Consider the following 19,270-nt stretch of genomic DNA (forward strand, 5'->3'; position numbering starts at 1 on the left):
AAGGAATTATGTTGTACTACTTTTGTTGCTTTTATTCTATTATTGCCTAGATTTATTATGTTTTGGTTAATTGATTTTAGTTAATTCGCTTTTTCTTCCGCAAATCGCGTTAAATCCCACTTGTAGCCGTTGTTTTTATTGACTTCGCTTGCGCTATATCCGCGTTTTGCCAGTGCGATGCTTGCTATTTGCCTATCGGAGCTTTCTGGAAGTTGGTAGATTCCAGAATCAAGTCGATTTTCGTTGTCATTATTGTTATTGCCATTGCCATTGTGCTCTAGCAAATACGCAACCGCGCTCACTTGAACAGCAAAGCTAAAGTCCATAATCTCAATTGGGTTTCCGCCGCCAGTTGTGTAGTTAGTTCCGTCTCCTTCGCTTATTAACGTAATTTGCGGGCCTAACGGAACTTGGATTTTTCTTTGCGCGGTTCCAACAATCGGCTTAAAATCAGGGATTTCGTCTAGTGCAATCTCGTTTGCAATTCCACCAATAACAGCCAAAATCGCGTTTTCTTGCATGCTCTGCATGTGTTGCAATGTAATTGTGTGACGAACGCCAGTTGCAGAAACAATCATATTGCTTTCTTTAACAGCACAATCAAGATTTTTAGCTTCAAATCCGTCGAAAACTGCGCGCAAAGCTTGAACTGGGTTAGTGTCGCAGATTGTAACTTTTGCGCCCAGAGCGCGTATTCTTAATGCAAATCCACGGCCCACTGGCCCGTATCCAACAACGGTTACTTTAGCGTTTTTAAAGCATTCGCTTCCAAGAATTTGCTGCATTGTTGTAACGCATGTTTCGCCAGTGCCGTGACGATTGTCAAAATCAGTTTTTAAAGCGCTGTTATTCACTGCGATTACAGGGTAGTGCAGGTGACCCGCTTTTTGCATTGCTTCAAATGCGCGCACTCCGCTTGTTGTTTCTTCTGCAACGCCTATTAGATTTGCTGCGATTTGCGGGCGCTCCAGGCTTGCTAGGCGGGCAAAGCTAGCACCATCGTCGATTATTATGTCTGGCTGTATATCGTCTAGAAGATTTAGTGCGCCTTGGTGTGTTTGCTCAGGTGTCCACTCGCGATTTGCCTGCACCAAAATGCCCTCTTTTTTAAGCTGATCTGCCACTCGCTGATCTGTTTCGTCTGGGCCGCAAAAAACGCCCACAATAGCGCCATGCGCGTGCAACTCTCTTAGCAATGCGGCTGTTTTTGGCTCCAGCACAAGGCAAACGGCTATTCTAACGCCTTTTAAATTAAGACCATTTTCTTGTAAATCATTAAGTAGCGTGCGCATTACTGGCATGTGGCTTTGCGCGTAGTCAATGGCGTCTTTTCCGCTTAATTTAGGCGCGTCTATAGTGGTCTCTAGGTTTTTTTGGCAGATTTTTACGCAAAAATCAGCGTCTTCCTTAGAATCTACAGGAATTATTCCCCAAGATTGCGTGCTTTGCAGGAATTTTTGCACATTGCTGTTGTTGATGTTATCGCAGTTATCACTGTTATTGTTATCGCTATTGTTTCCGTTGTTTACATCTTCAATAAACACTCGCGAACCTGCAAGCGAGCGATTAGTTTTTTGCGAAGTAAACGCAGCCCATTGGCTAAAGTCCACCATATTTATCTCCTACAATCCCAGCGCGCTCAACGCTTCTTTAAGATTATTTACCTCAATTACATCAATTCCTGCAACATGAATCTTTTTTTGCAAACGGCAAACAATCGCACGCTTATAGCCAATTCTGGCCGCCTCTTTAAGTCTAGTTTCCATTCTAGAAGCCGAGCGAACTTGGCCAGTTAAGCTAATCTCACCAATTGCGCACGTAAATGGCAAAACTGGCTTATTCTTTGCTGCGCTTGCAAGGGACGCCACTATTGCTAAATCGCAAGCAGGCTCTTTTGCCTTTGCTCCAGCAATCGTAGAAACATAAAGATCTTTGGCAAGAAGATTCAATCCTCCATGCCTATACAAAACTGCTGTAAGCATGGCAATTCTGTTTGCGTCCACGCCAGAAACTGCACGTCTAGGGGCAGGCAAAACAGAGTTTGTGACAAGAGCCTGAATCTCAATAGCAAGGCTTCGATTGCCTTCTAAAGTAAGTGTTACGCATGTGCCTTCGTTTTTGCAATCCTCGTTAGAAGACAAAAACAGGCCAGAAGGATCTAGAACTTCTTCAATGCCACATCCACTCATATCGAAGCAGCCAACTTCGTCTGTAGGACCAAAACGATTTTTAACCGCGCGAAGCATGCGCAAAGCGGTTTGACTGTCTCCTTCAAACTGGCAAACAGTGTCTACAAGGTGTTCAAGTGTGCGCGGGCCTGCAATCGAGCCGTCTTTTGTAACGTGACCAACTAAAAGCACTGGAATATTACATGTTTTAGCAACGTCAATAAGTGCACTAGCTACTTCTCGAACTTGAGTGGAGCCTCCTGTAATGCCCTCAACATCGCTAGAAACAATGGTTTGTGCTGAGTCAACAATTGCAAGAGTTGGCTTATACTTTTCGATTAGCGCTAAAGCTGTGTTTAAGTTTGTTGTGCTAGCAAGAAGAAGATTTTGACTTATGGCGTTTATGCGTGACGCGCGCAATTTTACTTGAGACTTTGACTCTTCTCCAGAAATATACAGGACTATGCCTTTTTGGGATTCGTTTCTGCTAACTTCTGCGATTTTGCTGCAAGCATTGGCCACTTTTCCAGCGGTTTCCAAAAGCAAGGTGGATTTTCCGATTCCTGGTTCGCCTGCTATAAGTGTTACAGACCCTGGAACAAGCCCTCCGCCTAAAACGCGGTCAAATTCGCTAAATCCCGTGTGTATTCTAATTCCATTGTCTGCTTGAATGCTGCTAATTGGCTGTGCGTCTACGCTAGAATCAAGGTTTAATGCGGCAATCGCGTTAGCTTTTGCGCTTCTAGAATTTCTAGCAGATCTTAAAGTTTTGGAGACGCCACTTTGCACCTTTGGCTCGCTAAACTCGCTTAACGTACCCCATTCGCCACATTCTGGGCAGCGTCCGTACCATTTTGATCCGCTCCAACCGCATTCGGAGCATAAGTAGTAAGTAGAAGATTTTGCAGCCATGATTTGACGCTAGCCGCATTTGTAGACATTTTACCGTCATAGTTTTGTGAGATAATCCAATTATGATTAACGGCATTATTGGGGTAAAAAAATGAATTTTTATGCGAATAATTCTTCTACTTCATCTAAAGGTTTTTCGGCATCTCATAATAACTTGCGTAAGGTGATTGTTGTTGCCGCAATAGTTGTTGTTTTGGCAATTGTTTCTGCATTTGTTTGGCCAGGGTGGGCGTTAAATCGCCAGCAAGCTGCACAAGATGCTAAAACGCATGTGTCTTCTGCTAAAACGCCTTCTATTAAGGCTAAGGATTTGCCTAGCACGTCTACCGCACTTTTAAAATCTATGCCAGATACCGTTCTTGATTTTGCGCGTGTTGATGCTGCCGCCAGCGCAAAATGGTCTTCTGCTTCTCCGCTAGAAGAATATACAGTTAAGTATTCTACGGGTGAATCTGGGAGTGATATTTCGCTAGTTGTTGCTCAGTGGAGCAGCCGCGATTTAGCAAACAAGCAGTACGAACTTTTGGTAGATGGATTAAGTGGCGTAGATATTGCGTCTGGAAAGATTCAAGTTTCTGGCAAAACCACTGGGAGCTATGTGCTAAAAACAGAGTCGGGAAATAAATCGAAGGCTAGTGCTGTTTGGCAGAACGATACCGCTGTTTTTGAGATAACTGGCTCAAAGCAGTCTGTTGAAAGATTCTACAAGCAATTCCCAATGTAAATTTGCGCTAATATAAGCCGTTTTGCATGTGTTTTGCATGTGTTTTTATAAAATTTTGCTTTAGGATTTTTCAAAGTCGTTAAAACGGTGTAACATTAGGCAAGTTGCACACTTTACATATGAATGGAGGCTTCAGATGGGTTCTGTCATCAAGAAGCGCCGCAAGCGGATGAGCAAGAAGAAGCACCGCAAACTGCTGCGTAAGACTCGTCATCAGCGTAAGTAATAGCTGTTTGGCGCGCCTGCCCGTTTGGGCACGTAACACTTTTAAAAGCGTTGGATTTTTCCGGCGCTTTTTTTTTATTACGATTGACGACTGTAAAAAATTTCCCGAAAATGTACGTAAAACAGTGGATTTTACGTACATTCTCGGGAAATGATTGGTTAAATATTAGATTATGCGTTTACTTATTTGGGTTTGTAAGCGCGCGAGGGCCATTTGGATCGCCAACAATCACAGTATCAACCATGTTAAGGAACAATCCATGCTCAACAACGCCAACAGTTTCAATCAAGTCTTTAGCAAGCTCCTGTGGGTGGTCAATGCGCTCCAAGTGCAAGTCAACAACAAAGTTATTCTCGTCTGTGCGAACCTCTTTGCCATTGGCATCCAAGCGCAAAACTGGCTTGTATCCGCGCTTTTCAAACTTGCGAATAACCTGTGCGGAGCCAAATGGAATTACCTCAACTGGGAGTGGGAACTTGCCGATTGTGTCTACAACCTTGCTTGCGTCTACAATCCACACAATGCGATCGGAGTTGATTGCAACAATCTTTTCCCAAAGAAGAGCTGCGCCGCCGCCCTTAATTCCGTTAAAGTTTTTGTCTACTTCGTCCGATCCATCAATCGTAACGTCAATATGGTCAACATCGTTAATATCAAGAATCTTAATTCCGTAGCCTTCTGCCTGCTCTTGCGTACGGCGAGAAGTGGTAACTCCCGTAAAGCTTAAGCCTTCTTCTTTAACTCGGCGACCAAGCTCATCTACCAAAAAACGAACGGTGGATCCTGTTCCGAGTCCAACCATCATGCCATTTTGTACGATTTTTGCAGCTTCAATTCCAGCGGCCTTCTTTAGCGCGTCTTGTTGTGCTTTATCCATTTGTGCCTACTTTCTTGCCTTTGGCAGGCTAATATCGCGCGATTTTGTGCGATACTGCGCCATTTTTAGCGATTATCTAATCGCATCTATTTCATACATATTACATATTAGTCTGCGTTAAGATTATTGCGCGTTTAGTGAGTATTAGCGCGTAGTCTTAATGTAGAACTCGGTTGGGTCTAGTTTAAAAGTGCCATCTGGCATAACGTATCCGCTTAACTGTATGTTGCCCGTTATAAATCGGGGATTTCCGTCAAAGTTGGAGCTTGTTTGTGGAGCGGGGCTAAATTGCAGAACGCCACTAACGCTTAGCCCTGGTACTGGTTTATATTCCACTTTTGCATCTGATTTTTTATGCGCTTCGCAAGCTGATTCCTGTGTTGTTTCACACTTTGTTTCACGCGTTATCTGCTCGGCTTTAGTGTCATCGGCTTTAGTGTCATCGGCTTTAGTGTTATCGACTTTAGTGTTCTCGGCTTTAGAATCCTCGGCGTTTTTGCAATCAAAATCTGGATTCACACTTTTTCCAACGCATCTGCCAATGTGATATTCGCTACTAGAAATTGTGCCATCCAACAGCATTTTTGCGTCTTGCGGAACATCAACACCATCTGAATATTCAGAAGAAATCAACGATTTCCATCCTTCTAATGGCAAATATCCATCCTTCAATTTGCTGCGGCAATCTTCGGCGTAAGTTCTAGCAAGATTGTCAACCTTTTCGTTTCCAGCGTTTCCAGCATGACCCTTAACCCAAACGAACTTAACAGGGCCTTTTCGATTGCAAATTTCTGCATCAATCGCGCGGATTAAATCTGCGTTTTTTACAGGCTCTTTTTTGGAGTTCTTCCAACCGTTCTTTTTCCAACCATGAATCCAAGTGGTTGCACAGTTAATCGCATATTGCGAGTCGCTTTCGATTGTTAAAGGCTCACTTCCAGGGTGTGCGCGCAAAGCTTCCAGAACAGCACATAATTCGCCAATTTGATTAGTGCCATTAGTTGCGCCTCCTGCGTCTGCATTTCCACTGTGATTGTGTTCGCTAGCATTGCCTAGATTATCTAAGTGATCTGCCCAAGCCCAGCCCATTGATCCGTTTGGGTTTCCAAGTGCGGACCCATCGGTAGAAACAACAATCATTGCAAAACCTTTCAAAAATGCGCTGGCCGCATTAGCAACCAGCGCAGATATAAAAGCGAATTAATCGCAAATCAACTTCGACTAATGTGTTTAACTTTAACTAGTCGCGCCAAAGCCTTACGCCAAAGCCTTGTCTACTACGGCAGTAGCTTCTTCAAGCACCTTATCTAGCGCTTCTGGAGAAACGAAGGATTCAGCGTACACCTTGTAAATGTTTTCGGTGCCAGATGGGCGAGCAGCGAACCAATTGTTTTCGGTTGTAACCTTTAAGCCGCCAATCTTTGCGCCGTTTCCTGGAGCTTCCGTAAGCTTTGCAGTAATATCTTCGCCAGCAAGCTTAGTGGCTTCAACGTCGCTGCCGCTTAGAGCTGCAAACTTTTGCTTTTGCTCAAGCGTTGTTGGAGTATCCACGCGCTTGTACCAGCTTTCGCCAAAGCGAGCAACCTGATCTTGATGGAGCTGAGCTGGGTTCTTGCCAGTCTTTGCAGTGATTTCTGCAGCGAGCAAATCAGGAATCAAACCATCTTTATCGGTGGTCCAAACGCGGCCGTCTTTGCGCAAGAAGCTCATGCCAGAGCTTTCCTCGCCGCCGAAAGCAACTTCGCCACTAAAGAGTGGGTCAACAAACCACTTAAAGCCAACAGGAACTTCCACAAGCTTTGCGTTAATCGAAGCAGCCACGCGGTCAATCAAGGAAGAAGACACAAGTGTCTTGCCAATTGCTGTGTTCTTTGGCCAATCTGGGCGAGCGCCGCCGAACAAGTATTCCACGCACACTGCAATGTAGTGGTTTGGATTCATAACACCCCAGTTAGGGCACACAATTCCGTGGCGGTCGGCATCTGGATCGGTGCCGCCAACCAAATCGTACTTATCCCAAGCGCCAGCATTAAGCTGATCAACCAATCCCTTCATTGCGTAAGGGGAGCTTGGATCCATACGAATCTTGCCGTCGTGGTCAATGGTCATAAATCGCCAAGTTGGATCTACGTCTGGGCGCACAACGCCAATATTCAGGCCGTACTTTTCGTTCATAAGTGGCCAATAGTTTACGCTTGCGCCGCCCAAAGGATCAATTCCCAAGCGCACGCCGCTAGAGCGAATTACATCAAAGTCAATAACGTTTGCCAAGTCGCTAACGTAGTGTTCGCGGTAATCGAAGCCTTCTACTAAGTCAGACTTAATTGCCTCTTCAAAAGGCACGCGCTTAATGGACTTGTAGTTGTCGAGCAATTCGTTTGCGCGGTTTGCAATCGCATTAGTTACGTCTGCTGGGGCAGGGCCGCCAGTTACAGGGTCGTACTTAAAACCGCCGTCGGTTGGAGGATTGTGCGAAGGAGTAACGACGATGCCGTCGGCCAATCCGTCTCCGCTAAAGCGCTGAGTGCCATCTGCTGCGCGGTTGTGCGTCAAAATTGCTTGCGACACAACAGGTGTTGGCACAAAGTCGCCGCGGGAATCCACGCGAACGTGAACTCCGTTAGCAACCAAAACCTCAATTGCTGTTTTTTGAGCAGGCTCCGAAAGAGCGTGTGTGTCTCTACCAATATAAAGTGGGCCATTAACTCCAGCGCTCTTGCGATATTCGGCGATTGCTTGCGTAATTGCCACAATATGAGCTTCGTTAAACGAAGTTTTTAAAGCAGAACCACGGTGACCAGACGTGCCGAAAATCACGCGCTGTTCTGGAATGTTGGAATTTGGAACTTCATCGTAGTAAGCGCCAATTAAAGCGTCAACGTCTACTAGATCTTCTGGGGTGGCGGGCATTCCCGCATTTTTTGCTACCATAATTTTTTATTTTGCCACGGCGGCGGTATTTTAATGTAAGTCAGCGTTATTTTGGGTTAAAGAAGATTGCAGACTTTGCGGCACGCGTACGCATAATGCTCGTTTATCTACACTAAAACGCAGGTGTTTTGTGTATCCCAAAATATCTCCATCAACCTGCACTGGAGCAGATCGCTCAAGCTTTACAATGGCCTCCAGCCCCTGCGATTGGTCAATTTTGGAGTTTGTGGAAAGTGGGCTTTGTTGCGCTTTGCCTGTAACCGTTTGATGCACAACATCTCCAAATAAATTAGCCCATCCAATTAATCCGCCAGAAGTGTCAATAACCTCAAAGTCGAGTATGCCGTCGTCGTAAGCGGCATCTGGCATAAGCGAAAACATTGGAATTTGTCCACAGTTTCCAGCCATAAGAGTTCGGAAAGATATTGATTTAGCTGTGTAATCCGTTCCATCTGTGCGCGTAAAAGTAACGTCTCCGCGGTATTTTGGCGCAAACAAGTGCTTAACGCCTGCAACAAAGTACGCCAGCCAGCTTATGTTCTTTTTAAGCGCGGGATTAGTGTCGTCTATCATAAGCGCGTCGAATCCAATTCCCGCAATAATTAAAAATGCGTGACCATGATCTTCGTACGGCTTGTCGAGTATAAAAACGCGACCAACGTCAACAAACCTAGAACCATGGCTAGTGGCCACTTTTAGCGCAGCCTGAACATCGTCTACTGGAATACCCATATTTCGTGCAAACAAATTTCCCGTGCCGATTGGAATAATTCCCATAGCGTGGTTTGTTCCGCTAACTGCGCTCGCAACCGTTCTAACAGTGCCATCTCCGCCAACAGCAACAACAACGTTTGCGCCATTTTTCAGTGCTTCTAGCGCACATTCGCGCCCATCCTTGTTAAGCTGCGTATCTATTATTTCGTACGTAAAATCGTTGGAAGCACAGTAATCTTTAATGCTTTTTCGGTATTGTTCGGCTTGTGGTTTAGAAGGATTAAGTATAAAGGCGTAGTGAACGCTATCTTCGTGCCTTTCCGATAATTTTTCGGCTAAATACTGCTTTTTCAAGGCGCGCGCGACTATCATAATGACGAATGGCGCAAAAACTAGCGCAAAAACAATCACCATTAACGCAATTGTTGCTTGAATTGGCATATCTGGCATATTCTCATTTTTGCACATATATTCGAGTTGTGGGCATTATTTTTCTAATAATTGTCAAATAATTTCCAATATTTAATTATTTTCACATTTTCATTACGTATTTAGCGCATCTTGACTGTGCATTTTTACTGTGTGCCTAACATATGGCGATTTGTACGGCGATTTGTACGGCGATTTGTATGCGACTTGCATGGCGACTTATATGACGCGCAAGTGATAAGCTTGCAACATGCGTTTTGCATGATTGAACTATAGGGGTTTATGGTCATGTCTGAATTACAAGAAAATAATGTAGACGTTTTTGAGTCCGACGATACTGAACAATTTGCAGTATCAAAAAAGCGTAGGAAGTCTAATAAGTCTGCGCTTGTATTGCTTTATTCGTTCGTTATTTTCTTAATACTTTTGGCGGCTGCTTTTGTGGGGTCGCAAGCATACTTCCGCGATCGCGTTGCGCCAGGAGTACATTTTGCTGGCAGCAGCGAGATTTCGGGCGCGCAGATTGAAAAAGTTACCAACGCTGTGAATAACGCGATTGAAAACACAAAGATTGAGATTAAAGACGATTCTGGAAAAAGCTCCGTTGAAACCCTTAAAGATTTATCGGTAAACATAGATAAAGACGCAACCGTGCAGAGCATTATGCGCGCAAAGCACAATAATGTGTTTACAATGCTTATGCCGTGGATGCAAGAAAACGTTGGGCTTAAAGCTAAGTTAAACAACGACCGTATGGATGCATATGTTGTTAAAAAGTTTGTGAGCCAAAAAGATCGAGCAATGCCTTATACTGCTAAGTTTGATTCTTCTTCCAATTCTTACGTTGTAGAAGATGGTGTTCCAGGGCGTACGATTATAACTTTGCCAGTTCGCGAAGCGATTAAGCGAGTTCTGGAAAATCCTGGTAAAACAGTAAAAGTTACGGTTAGCTCGCGCAGAGTGGAAGCTCCGATTAAGCGCGATGTTGCACAGAAAACCGTTGATCAGCTTAATAATTTACTATCTAAAAAAATCACGTTGGATAATGGTGATTCAAAAGATTTTACACTTCCAAAGTCTGTTTTAGCGTCTTGGATTAAGATTGATGCAGATTGTACAAAAAAGAAGATTTCGTACAAGGTTGATTCATCTGCTGCAGACGCATGGCTTTCTAAAGAGCTTGCTAAAAATCTTAATCAGCAAAAAGTAGATCAAGAAGATACTTACAACAAGCAAGGCAAGTTTATATTAACAACGCTTAAGGGCGTTAACGGTATAGAAGTTAAATATTCTAAAGACTTTGCGAATAAGGTTGTTCAGGCAGTAGAAAAGTCGGCGGATGCAAAGATTAGTGTTCCAACAAGCATTGTTAAGTTTGGAATCGAAAAAAAGACCGTCGAAATGCGTGTTGTTGTTAATAAAACAGACCAAACAATAAGCGTTTACAAAGACGATCAGCTTCTTAAAACATTCCCAGTTTGCAGCGGCTCAAACGGTTATTACGAAACGCCAAACGGAACGTACTTTATTTACTTGCGCTACAGGGTGCAAGATATGCGTGGATTTAACCGAAACGGCTCTAGGTATTTCTTGCCTGGAATTACCTGGGTTAGCTACTTTAATGGCGGAATCTCGTTCCACACCGCTCTTTGGAACAATGTTGGTATAGCTCAGGGATACCCTGCAAAGTACGGTTCTCACGGCTGCATAAACATGTATGAGCAAGACGCAAAGTGGGTATTTGACAACTGCCCTCGCGGAACAGTTGTGGAAGTTGTTGGAGAACAACCAGATGGACCAGTTCGCCAATAAGGCAGCGGATTTAAAGGGCGATTTGCCTGCTGCAGCTAGAAGAGTTAGTAGCACTCCGATTCAGGTTCGTGTTACCGAAACGCTGTTTGATGCCCCTTCTAGCGAAGAGCGCTTAGACAAAAAGCCTCCAATTGTTCAGTTTGCTAGAAAGTTTGTAACATCTAGTTTCGGGCTTTGGGTGCGCATAAGCGGCAAAATCGCTCGCCATTTTGGCTGGTTTCCTAGCGTTGAACCATATATTGGCTACGGTACCGATCGCTACGCGCGCTTGATTTGCCGAACCGTTTTAGCGCCTAAAGCTGGCCATCATTCCGCTTTAAAGCGCGGTATTTACGCAATGCTTGTTGTTCCTGCAATTCGTGTTAAGGTTGCTCTAAGCATTGATAACGTTGCTGTTGAATGGGCGCAGGTTGGCGATTCTTCTGTGTACGATAAGCCAGATTCTGCATATAATAGCAGCGCTGAATATTGCGTTTCGGATTGTTCTGGTTACTTAGATTTGATTACCGAAAGGTCGCTTTTAGCAGGCGAACACAAGGTTTCGTACAAGGTTGATAATCGCGATCCTGTTGAAGCAAGCATGTTTGTTATATCGGAGCAGACGCCTTTAGGTATTATTTCCGACGTTGACGATACTATTATGGTCACTCAAGCGCCTTCTCCTCTTAGAGCTGCCTACAATCTGCTTATTATGAATCCAGAGCATAGGCATGCCGTTAATGGCATGAGTCACTTTTTCAATAGTATTCGTGATTCAATTCCTAGTGTTCCGTTCTTTTATCTTTCCACTTCTCCTTGGAATGTAGAAGCTTCGATTCGCCACTTTATTTTGCGCGAAGGTTTTCCTGCCGGCCCTCTTCTTCTTAGGGATTTAGACCCGCGCCCTAAGACTTTTGTTCCAACTGGACCGCAGCACAAGCTTGAGTTTGCTCAGCAGCTTATGAATGATTTTCCAGGTATGCGTTTTGTTCTTATTGGAGATGATGGCCAAAAAGACCCTTCGACTTATGCGAAAATCATTGAAAAATTCCCAGATCGTGTTCTTGCAGTTGGCATACGTCAGCTTAAGAAAGATGCAACTTTGGTTGATTTTAGGCGAAGCATGTCTAAGACTTTTGGTGTGACTCTTGCTTCTTCTAGGGTTGCTAAAACTTGCAATAATAGCTTTATTGAAGCTAAGGGTGCGGCTGGAACTTTTGAAGGTGTTCCATTTTTTGCGGCGCAAAATGGCAACGAGCTAGAAGATCTTATGATTCCGTTTATTATTGATTCTGTTAATAGCAAAGACTGATTTTAAGCGCTGTAAATGTTGTAAATGTTGTAAAGTCTGTAAAGGTTGCAAAGGTTATAAATGGAAGATAATTCGCTAAAAGTTGGTGATTTTAAGACTGTTGAAAAGCCACTTCCTGCAAAACGAGTTGATTACGTTCGTAAGTTTCATAACCAGGTGTTTGTAGATGAATATGCTTGGATGAAAAACACTAAATCCAAGGATTTACGCGATTATATTAACGCTCAAAATGAGTACACTAGCAAACGCGTTTCTAGTTTAGAGCCTTTACGTAAACATTTGTTTAGTGAGTTAAAGAGCCGTATTCAAGAAACAGATATGTCGGTTCCAACTCGCATGGATGGTTATTGGTATTACGTTAGAACCGAAGAAGGCAAGCAATACGCCGTTCAATGCCGTATGAAAATTAAGAGCAAAGATGACTGGAATCCACCTGTTATAGATGAGCGCGCGCATGCTGGCCAGACTCCAGACGAAGAGGTTATTTTTGACGCTAACATAGAAGCCAATCGTTTTAATGGCGGATTCTTCCAGCTTGGCGGAATGGATATTAGCCTAGATGGAAAGCGAATGTTGTTTGGGGTAGATACTAGCGGCAACGAAAGATTTGACTTTTATATACGCGATTTTTGCGCGCCTTCTGGTGACGATTACAACACTCGCTATAACAATAGTTTTGTAACGCTTTCGGATTGCATAAAAGGCATATCTTCCGCGCTTTTAACGCCAGATGGAAAATGGGTTTTCTACGTAACTTTAGATAGTGCTTGGCGTCCATATCAGGTGTTTAGACACAAGGTTGGAACAAGCGTAGAAAATGACGTTAAAGTTTTTGAAGATTTAGACGAGCGCTTTTTTGTTAGCGTGTACGAAAGCTTTGATGAGCGAAGCGTTATTATAAACAGCAGCTCTAAAACCACTTCACGCGTATTAATGCTGCCGTTAAGCACTCCAGAAGCAGATTTTAAAACGGTGTTAAAGCCTGTAGAAAACGTGGAATACGACGTTTCGTTTGCTTGCTTTGAAAACGCTGGAGAAGATGGCAAAGACATTCCACTTATGTTTGTAAGCCACAATCTTAAGAATCCGAATTTTCAGATTGACGTTATAGATTTGCGCAAGCACTCTATAGATTCAATGCCGTTTAACATTGGCGAAGGCTGCTGTGTTGCGCAAGGGTCTCCTTACGGATGTAAAAATGGCGATTTAATAGAGAAAGGCGCAAGTAAAAAGGCCATTAGTGAGCCGTATTACAACAGCAAAAATCCTAAGATTTTGCAAGGATTGCGCGGCTTAAGCGTGGATGGTTTAAGCGTTTATAAAAATTACGTAGCTCTTTCTTTCCGTGCAAATGGTTTGCCTCAATTAGCAGTTATGACTAAAAGCAATGCCGTTGAAGACTTTAAGTCTGGGTGCCCTTGGAGATTCCGTCTTGTAAAAGAAGATGGGTTTGTAGAAGATTCTTGCGATTCTGTGGTTTCTTGCGATTCTGTGGTTTCTTGCGACTCGTTGGATCTTAACGATTCTTGCGCAAAAGTCGCAAGCTTCCGTTTTACCAGCGCTCGCAAAGAATTATCTAAAATAACGCCTGAGCAGGCAAAAAATAGCCGAATCAGCCTTATTGGAGCAACGGGAAATCCGTGTTACGAAGCGCCAAAAATACGTTATTCTTGCTCAAGTTACGCAACTCTTGGAGCGTTAAAAGAGCTAGACATAGCAACAGGTAAAAGTGTTTTGCTTAAGCGCGGAAAAATCTTGGGCGATTTTAACGAAAATGACTACGCAGAAAAACGAGTGTGGGTTAAGGTTCGAGATGGCGAGAGCGTGCCAGTTTCGCTAGTGTGGAAAAAAGACGCTGTTGCAAAAACAAATGCAATGTTTATAACTGCTTATGGAGCGTACGAGATTAGCAGCGATCCGTATTTTTCGGTTGCGCGTTTAAGCATGCTAGATAGAGGAGTGCTTTTTGCTCAAGTTCATGTGCGCGGCGGCGGAGAAATGGGTCGCGCGTGGTATGAGAATGGCAGGCGTCGCAACAAAAAACACACGTTTGAAGATTTTATAGATGTTACGTGCGCTCTTCAAAAAGCTGGGTATGCTTCGGCAAATCAGACTGTGGCTAATGGCGGTTCCGCGGGCGGCCTTCTTATGGGCGCTGTGGCAAATATGGCTCCGCAATGCTATGCAGGAATCGAGGCGGATGTTCCTTTTGTAGATGCGCTTACGTCTATGTTAGACGAATCGTTGCCGCTTACTGTTACCGAGTGGGATGAATGGGGAGACCCGTTACACAACGCGCAAGATTACGCGTATTTAAAGTCGTACACGCCGTACGAAAATGTACCTCAGAGCGTTAAGGCGGGCGAGTTTCCAAAGATTCTTATAACTTCTTCGATTAACGATACTCGCGTTCTTGTTACGGAGCCTCTTAAGTGGCTTGCTCGTTTGCAGGCAGCTGGAGTGGATGCGATTGCGCGAATTGAAACAGACGGAGGCCACGGCGGCGGCTCTGGTAGGTATAAAAAATGGGAAGAAGTTTGCTACGAAAACGCATGGTGTTTAGATGCCATGGGTATTTCGTAGAATATTTTTAAAACACATTGGAGGCTGATTGTGGTAAGAATTAAGCCAAATAAGCCCTACGAGGAAGACCTTCCGTTAACGCATACCGCGTTATTTAAGCAAGTGCCGCTAGATCAAGCGAGGGAGCTGCTAGAACACTTGCATGAGTCGGTTTTTTCTAGGGGGCAGGCGATTTTTAACGAAGGAGATACAGATCGCCGCATGTATCTTTTGGAGCGTGGGCGCGTTAAACTCGTTCGTCATTCAAGAGATAATCGTGTGCAATTGCTTAGCATTCACACGCACGGGGAAATTCTTGGAGAAATTCCTGTTTTTGACCCGTATGGCGGTCCGCGCACGGCTTCTGCGATTGCTATTACAGATAAAACTCGCGTACTCTGGTTAGAAAACGAGGTGCTTTTTAACTGGTTGGGTCACCATCCTCGTGTTGCTGTAGACATGCTTCAGGTTTTGGCTGCGCGCTTAAGAGCAAATAATGAGCATATTTCCGATCTTGTTTTTATGGATGTTCCAGCAAGATTGGCTAAAACGCTTTTAAATCTTGCTTCTAGATTTGGCGAGCCTGTTAGAGAAGGCGTGCTTGTTCCTCACGATTTAACGCAAGAAGAGCTTGCTCAATTGGTTGGATCTTCTAGAGAAACTGTTAACAAAGCCTTGATGGATTTTGCGCAAAGAGGTTGGATTAAAAGACACGGAAGGTCGATTATTATTTATGAGCCTGGAATGTTGATTCGTAGGGCAGAAAGATAATCAGAAATATAGTCAAAAATATAATCAAAAAGATAAATCGTCTTTTTCGTGCCGCAACGTAGAGGCAAGCCTCTAGAATAGTTCGCATGCCTAAAAAGAAATCCCTAACAACTCGTAGAGTACTCGCACTGTTTCTTACATACATCACTTTGTGTGTTGCAGGTGGTGTAGCTTCCAGTATTCTTTTTGTACCAGGGGTAATGAGTATAAACAACGTTGTTAAAACTGTTGTACCTTCTCTTAGGGTAGATGGCATTGATTTTGACGTTACCGCGCTGCCGCAAAAGTCGCGTTTGTACGCTTCGGATGGAAAAACAGTAATCGCAACTTTCTACGCGCAAAATCGTACGGTTGTGCCACTTAAGCGTATATCGCAGTACATGCAGCAGGCAATGGTGGCTCGAGAAGATCGACGATTCTTTGAGCATTCAGGTGTAGATGTTCAAGGTGTTATGCGAGCATTTGTGCAAACATTTATAAAAAAATCCGATATGCAAGGTGGATCTTCCTTAACTCAGCAGTACGTTAAAAACGTTCTTATGATTAAGGCGCGAGAAGACAATGATCCTATTTCGGAATATCACGCAGCAGAAAGCACAGTCACCAGAAAACTGCGAGAGATGCTTATTGCTATTCAAATGGAAAAGAAGTATTCAAAGCTAGAGATTTTACAGGGATACTTAAATGTTGCACAGTTTGGTAGTAATAATCTTTATGGTGTAGAAACTGCTGCAAAACGATACTTTAACACTACGGCCGCTAAGCTTAATCTTGTTCAGTCGGCAACAATCGCAGCAATTACAAAGAATCCTTCTAGATACGATCCTTCCATTGAAGAAAATTGGCCAGAATCGCAAAAGCAGAGGAATATTGTTCTTGATTTAATGCTTAGGCAGAATTTTATAACCCAAAAAGAGCATGACGACGCGGCTGCAATTCCTATTAAAGATACTCTTAATATTCAGCACGAAGTTGCAAACGTTGGCTGCCAGGCTGCTGGAGATGCTGCATTCTTCTGCGATTATGTTACTAAAAAAATATTGAATTCCCGCGAGTTTGGAAAGACCACTGTTGCGCGTCAAAAGCTTCTTAACGAAGGCGGATTAGACATTTACACAACAATGGATATTCTTGCAAACTCTACCGCAATGGATACTGCTAGAGCCACTGTTCCAATTCACGATCCAAGCGGCTTTGAAGTGTCAATTGCCGCTATTAAGCCTGGAACTGGGGAAGTGCTTGGCTTTGGAAGCAATCGCATTTACGATGCGACTGATGCAGCAAAGTCCGACCCTACGCACACTGCTATTAACTACGCTGTAGACGAGCGCGACGGCGGCGGCTTAGGCTGGCAGATTGGTTCTACGTGGAAGCCGATTAACATTGTTGCTTGGCTGCTTGCTGGAAAGTCAATCAATCAGTCTCTAAGAACAAGCATGCTTTACAACAGCACTGATTTCTCTTGCGCAAGATATCGCGGAATAGGGCGTTGGTCTGTTCAAAACTCTGGCGGCGGTAGTGTTAGCCCAGAAACTCCTTTAATGGGTCTTGTCCATTCTCACAACACTATTCAGGCTGCAATGGGTACTCAGCTTAAGCTTTGCGCTGTTGCAGAAGCAGCTAGAACATTGGGGTATCACAATTCTCCACTTGGTCAAGAAGACGTGTTTTCTAAAAACTCGTTCAATCCGCCTATGTTGATTGGTGCTGTGCAGGCTTCGCCGCTTACAATGGCAAATGTTTATGCAACGATTGCTGCTAATGGAGTTCAATGTGACCCTATAGCCATTAAGCGCGTAGTAGATAAGAATGGCAAGCGTTTGAGAGTTCCAAGTGCTAATTGCCATCAGGCAATACCAAAGAAGGTTGCTCAAACAACAGCATACGCCATTAATCAGGGCGTTGTTCAGCCAACTGGTGTTGCACATATGGCTCAGCTAGAAGGCGGACGCAAGACGTTTACAAAAACTGGTACTAACGAAGAGTTTTACATGTCAACGGCTGGATTTGTGCCAAATAAGGTTTCTGCCTTTATTGCGATTGGAAACGCCGAAGTTCAAAAGAGCTTTAACAACATGAGGATTAATGGCGTCTACCACAGCACATGGTATGGTACCTACATCGCTATGCCTGCTTGGAAAAAGTTTATGGACGCGTACCTAAAGGCATCTAACACTCCTATGGATAACGATTATGGAAAGCCAGATCCAAAGTTTATGGCTGGCGGAAAAATGCCGTTAACTACAGAAGAGATGCGCAAACAGTACGAACTTCAGCAGCAGCGTGATAGAGAAGAAGAAGCACGTAGGCAGGCTGCTCAAGAACAGAGCCAAGATCAAAGCCAGCAGGGTTCGGATTCTAATCAGCAAGATTCGTCGCAGAGCCAGCAAGGTGTGCAAAACTACTACTACAGGCAAGATGCTACTACAAATGGCCGTTATGCAACGGGTGGTGGTAGGCAGAATCAGTATTACGGTGGAACCAGCAATAGGTATGGATCCAACTCGTATTACGGAGGAAACCGCTAGGCTACGCTAACCTGCGTTAGGCTAGACTAATCTATGTTAGTTTAGCCTAATCTGCGTTAATCTACGTCTACTCCAACGGCGTCTGCAACGCTATTAAAGCCGTCTTCTTTAAGTAGTTTTGCAAGACCGCGCTTTAAGGTTGTAATCTGCTGAGGGCCTCTGTACATAAGAGAAGAAACGAACATGACTAAATCAGCTCCGTTTCTAATCTTTTGATAAGCCTGATTTGCGGTAAATACTCCGCCGATTCCAGCAATAGCAAAGCGATTGCCAAACTCGCTTCTAGTTCGCCTAATAAGCTCATTGCTTGCGCTGTAAGTTGGAGATCCAGAGATTCCACCTTGCCAATCTGCAGGAATGTTTAGTCCATCGCGATTCTTGCGCAAGTTTGCAATGCTAACTCCATCAACCTTATGTGCGCTCAAAACGTCTAGCAAAGACTTAAACTGAGGCCATCCGCCCTTTAGGTTTAAAGGCATTTTTACAAGAGTTGGCTGAGGGCGCTTAACTTTATCTAAAACGTTAAACAGCTTGTCTAGAGCTTCTGGCTGGTTAAAAGGTTCGCCAACCATAGTGTTTGGGCAAGAAATGTTTACTTCAATCATCGAGCTTTTGCCGCTTGCACGCTCCATAGATATGCGATAATCTTCAATACCTTCGTCTAAATCTCCAACAAGATTATCGTTTGTGCGCGCAATGCTAACAGAAATCTGCATGCTTTTAGCGTTAGTCCAGGCTTTTTCTACTCTAGGAATAACAAGTGCGCTGCCGTCATTTGCAAGGCCAGCATGAACCAGTAAGGAATCATATTCTGGAAGTCTATGATACCAAGGCTTGGCATTGCCTGCGCAAGGGCGAGCGGTTGTGGAGCCAACTGTCTCAAACCCAAAACCAGCATTGTCTAGAACCGTGCACAAATCGCAGTTTTTATCGAGTCCTGCGCTTAAGCCAAATGGATTTGCAAAATCCACTCCCATAACTTGAGTCTCTAAAACTGGGTCGGTGTAGTCGAGCATTTGGCGCAATAGCCACATTAATCCAGGAATGCGCTCGCTTGTTTTGCAAAATGCAATCATGCGGTCGTGTGCCTCGTCTGGAGGAATGCTAAACACTAAGTGCGGCTTAATAATATGCTTGTAGCTAAAAGTGAATAGATCCGTTGCGGCAAGGTTCACAGCATTGTGTAATGAATTTTCAGATACATAACTCATGATTCAATACTATCTAACTTTGCGCATTTTGCAATTTTTCCCGAGAATGTACCAAAAAACACCTAAATCACGTACAAAAGTGCGCGACGACCTGCCTTTTCGCTTGAGAAGCGT

Annotated in this window: 14 protein-coding genes; 7 read left to right on the top strand and 7 right to left on the bottom strand. The window is 44.0% G+C overall.

Going from position 1 to position 19,270, the window contains the following annotated elements:
• Window positions 1–80 precede the first annotated feature (80 nt).
• Together HMPREF3216_RS06400 and radA are read right to left on the bottom strand one after the other, a co-directional pair.
• Window positions 81–1,613 carry an adenosylhomocysteinase gene (locus HMPREF3216_RS06400; protein WP_060786853.1) on the bottom strand — a complete coding sequence of 511 codons (1,533 nt, stop codon included), beginning with the start codon at window positions 1,611–1,613 and terminating at the stop codon, window positions 81–83.
• Window positions 1,614–1,622: 9 nt separating this feature from the next.
• Window positions 1,623–3,080 (bottom strand): DNA repair protein RadA, encoded by a 1,458-nt coding sequence (gene radA / locus HMPREF3216_RS06405; RefSeq protein WP_060786854.1) that lies wholly within the window; start codon window positions 3,078–3,080, stop codon window positions 1,623–1,625.
• A gap of 91 nt (window positions 3,081–3,171) precedes the next feature.
• Here radA and HMPREF3216_RS02915 point away from each other — a divergent pair, with 91 nt between their 5' ends.
• Entirely contained in the window at window positions 3,172–3,804 is a 633-nt protein-coding gene (locus HMPREF3216_RS02915) for a hypothetical protein (RefSeq protein WP_060786855.1), read from the top strand.
• 136 nt (window positions 3,805–3,940) lie between these two features.
• Window positions 3,941–4,030 (top strand): 30S ribosomal protein bS22, encoded by a 90-nt coding sequence (locus HMPREF3216_RS06150; protein WP_004268639.1) that lies wholly within the window; start codon window positions 3,941–3,943, stop codon window positions 4,028–4,030.
• A 178-nt stretch (window positions 4,031–4,208) separates the two neighbouring features.
• On the opposite strand, the gene rpiA is transcribed toward HMPREF3216_RS06150, so the two are convergent.
• From rpiA to HMPREF3216_RS02935, 4 genes are all read right to left on the bottom strand, one after another.
• A complete protein-coding gene (rpiA, locus tag HMPREF3216_RS02920; RefSeq protein ID WP_060786856.1) occupies window positions 4,209–4,907 on the bottom strand; it encodes a ribose-5-phosphate isomerase RpiA in 699 nt (232 codons plus the stop codon).
• Window positions 4,908–5,051: 144 nt separating this feature from the next.
• Window positions 5,052–6,047 (bottom strand): ribonuclease H family protein, encoded by a 996-nt coding sequence (locus HMPREF3216_RS02925; protein ID WP_060786857.1) that lies wholly within the window; start codon window positions 6,045–6,047, stop codon window positions 5,052–5,054.
• A 117-nt stretch (window positions 6,048–6,164) separates the two neighbouring features.
• Window positions 6,165–7,838: a phosphoglucomutase (alpha-D-glucose-1,6-bisphosphate-dependent) gene (gene pgm / locus HMPREF3216_RS02930; protein WP_060786858.1), complete on the bottom strand. Its 1,674-nt coding sequence runs from the start codon at window positions 7,836–7,838 to the stop codon at window positions 6,165–6,167.
• A gap of 30 nt (window positions 7,839–7,868) precedes the next feature.
• The gene (locus tag HMPREF3216_RS02935; protein WP_060786870.1) at window positions 7,869–9,002 is read right to left on the bottom strand and encodes a diacylglycerol/lipid kinase family protein; all 1,134 of its coding nucleotides are present in this window, start codon (window positions 9,000–9,002) and stop codon (window positions 7,869–7,871) included.
• A gap of 267 nt (window positions 9,003–9,269) precedes the next feature.
• Here HMPREF3216_RS02935 and HMPREF3216_RS02940 point away from each other — a divergent pair, with 267 nt between their 5' ends.
• The 5 genes from HMPREF3216_RS02940 to HMPREF3216_RS02960 all read left to right on the top strand — a co-directional run bounded on the left by HMPREF3216_RS02940 (window position 9,270) and on the right by HMPREF3216_RS02960 (window position 17,945).
• Window positions 9,270–10,793 (top strand): L,D-transpeptidase, encoded by a 1,524-nt coding sequence (locus HMPREF3216_RS02940; RefSeq protein ID WP_060786859.1) that lies wholly within the window; start codon window positions 9,270–9,272, stop codon window positions 10,791–10,793.
• Window positions 10,774–12,084: an App1 family protein gene (locus HMPREF3216_RS02945; RefSeq protein WP_060786860.1), complete on the top strand. Its 1,311-nt coding sequence runs from the start codon at window positions 10,774–10,776 to the stop codon at window positions 12,082–12,084. The genes HMPREF3216_RS02940 and HMPREF3216_RS02945 overlap by 20 nt, the downstream gene beginning before the upstream one ends.
• A gap of 60 nt (window positions 12,085–12,144) precedes the next feature.
• Complete coding sequence (locus HMPREF3216_RS02950; protein WP_060786861.1) at window positions 12,145–14,667, top strand: S9 family peptidase; 2,523 nt, start codon at window positions 12,145–12,147, stop codon at window positions 14,665–14,667.
• A gap of 30 nt (window positions 14,668–14,697) precedes the next feature.
• Window positions 14,698–15,417, top strand: coding sequence for a Crp/Fnr family transcriptional regulator (locus tag HMPREF3216_RS02955; protein ID WP_060786862.1), 720 nt, complete (start codon window positions 14,698–14,700; stop codon window positions 15,415–15,417).
• Window positions 15,418–15,503: 86 nt separating this feature from the next.
• The gene (locus HMPREF3216_RS02960) at window positions 15,504–17,945 is read left to right on the top strand and encodes a transglycosylase domain-containing protein (protein WP_060786863.1); all 2,442 of its coding nucleotides are present in this window, start codon (window positions 15,504–15,506) and stop codon (window positions 17,943–17,945) included.
• A gap of 56 nt (window positions 17,946–18,001) precedes the next feature.
• On the opposite strand, the gene HMPREF3216_RS02965 is transcribed toward HMPREF3216_RS02960, so the two are convergent.
• Window positions 18,002–19,156, bottom strand: a complete 1,155-nt coding sequence (locus HMPREF3216_RS02965) for a quinone-dependent dihydroorotate dehydrogenase (RefSeq protein ID WP_060786864.1) — start codon at window positions 19,154–19,156, stop codon at window positions 18,002–18,004.
• Between the last annotated feature and the right edge of the window lie 114 nt (window positions 19,157–19,270).

Source organism: Gardnerella vaginalis, assembly GCF_001546455.1.
In the GTDB taxonomy this organism is placed as follows: domain Bacteria; phylum Actinomycetota; class Actinomycetes; order Actinomycetales; family Bifidobacteriaceae; genus Bifidobacterium; species Bifidobacterium vaginale_B.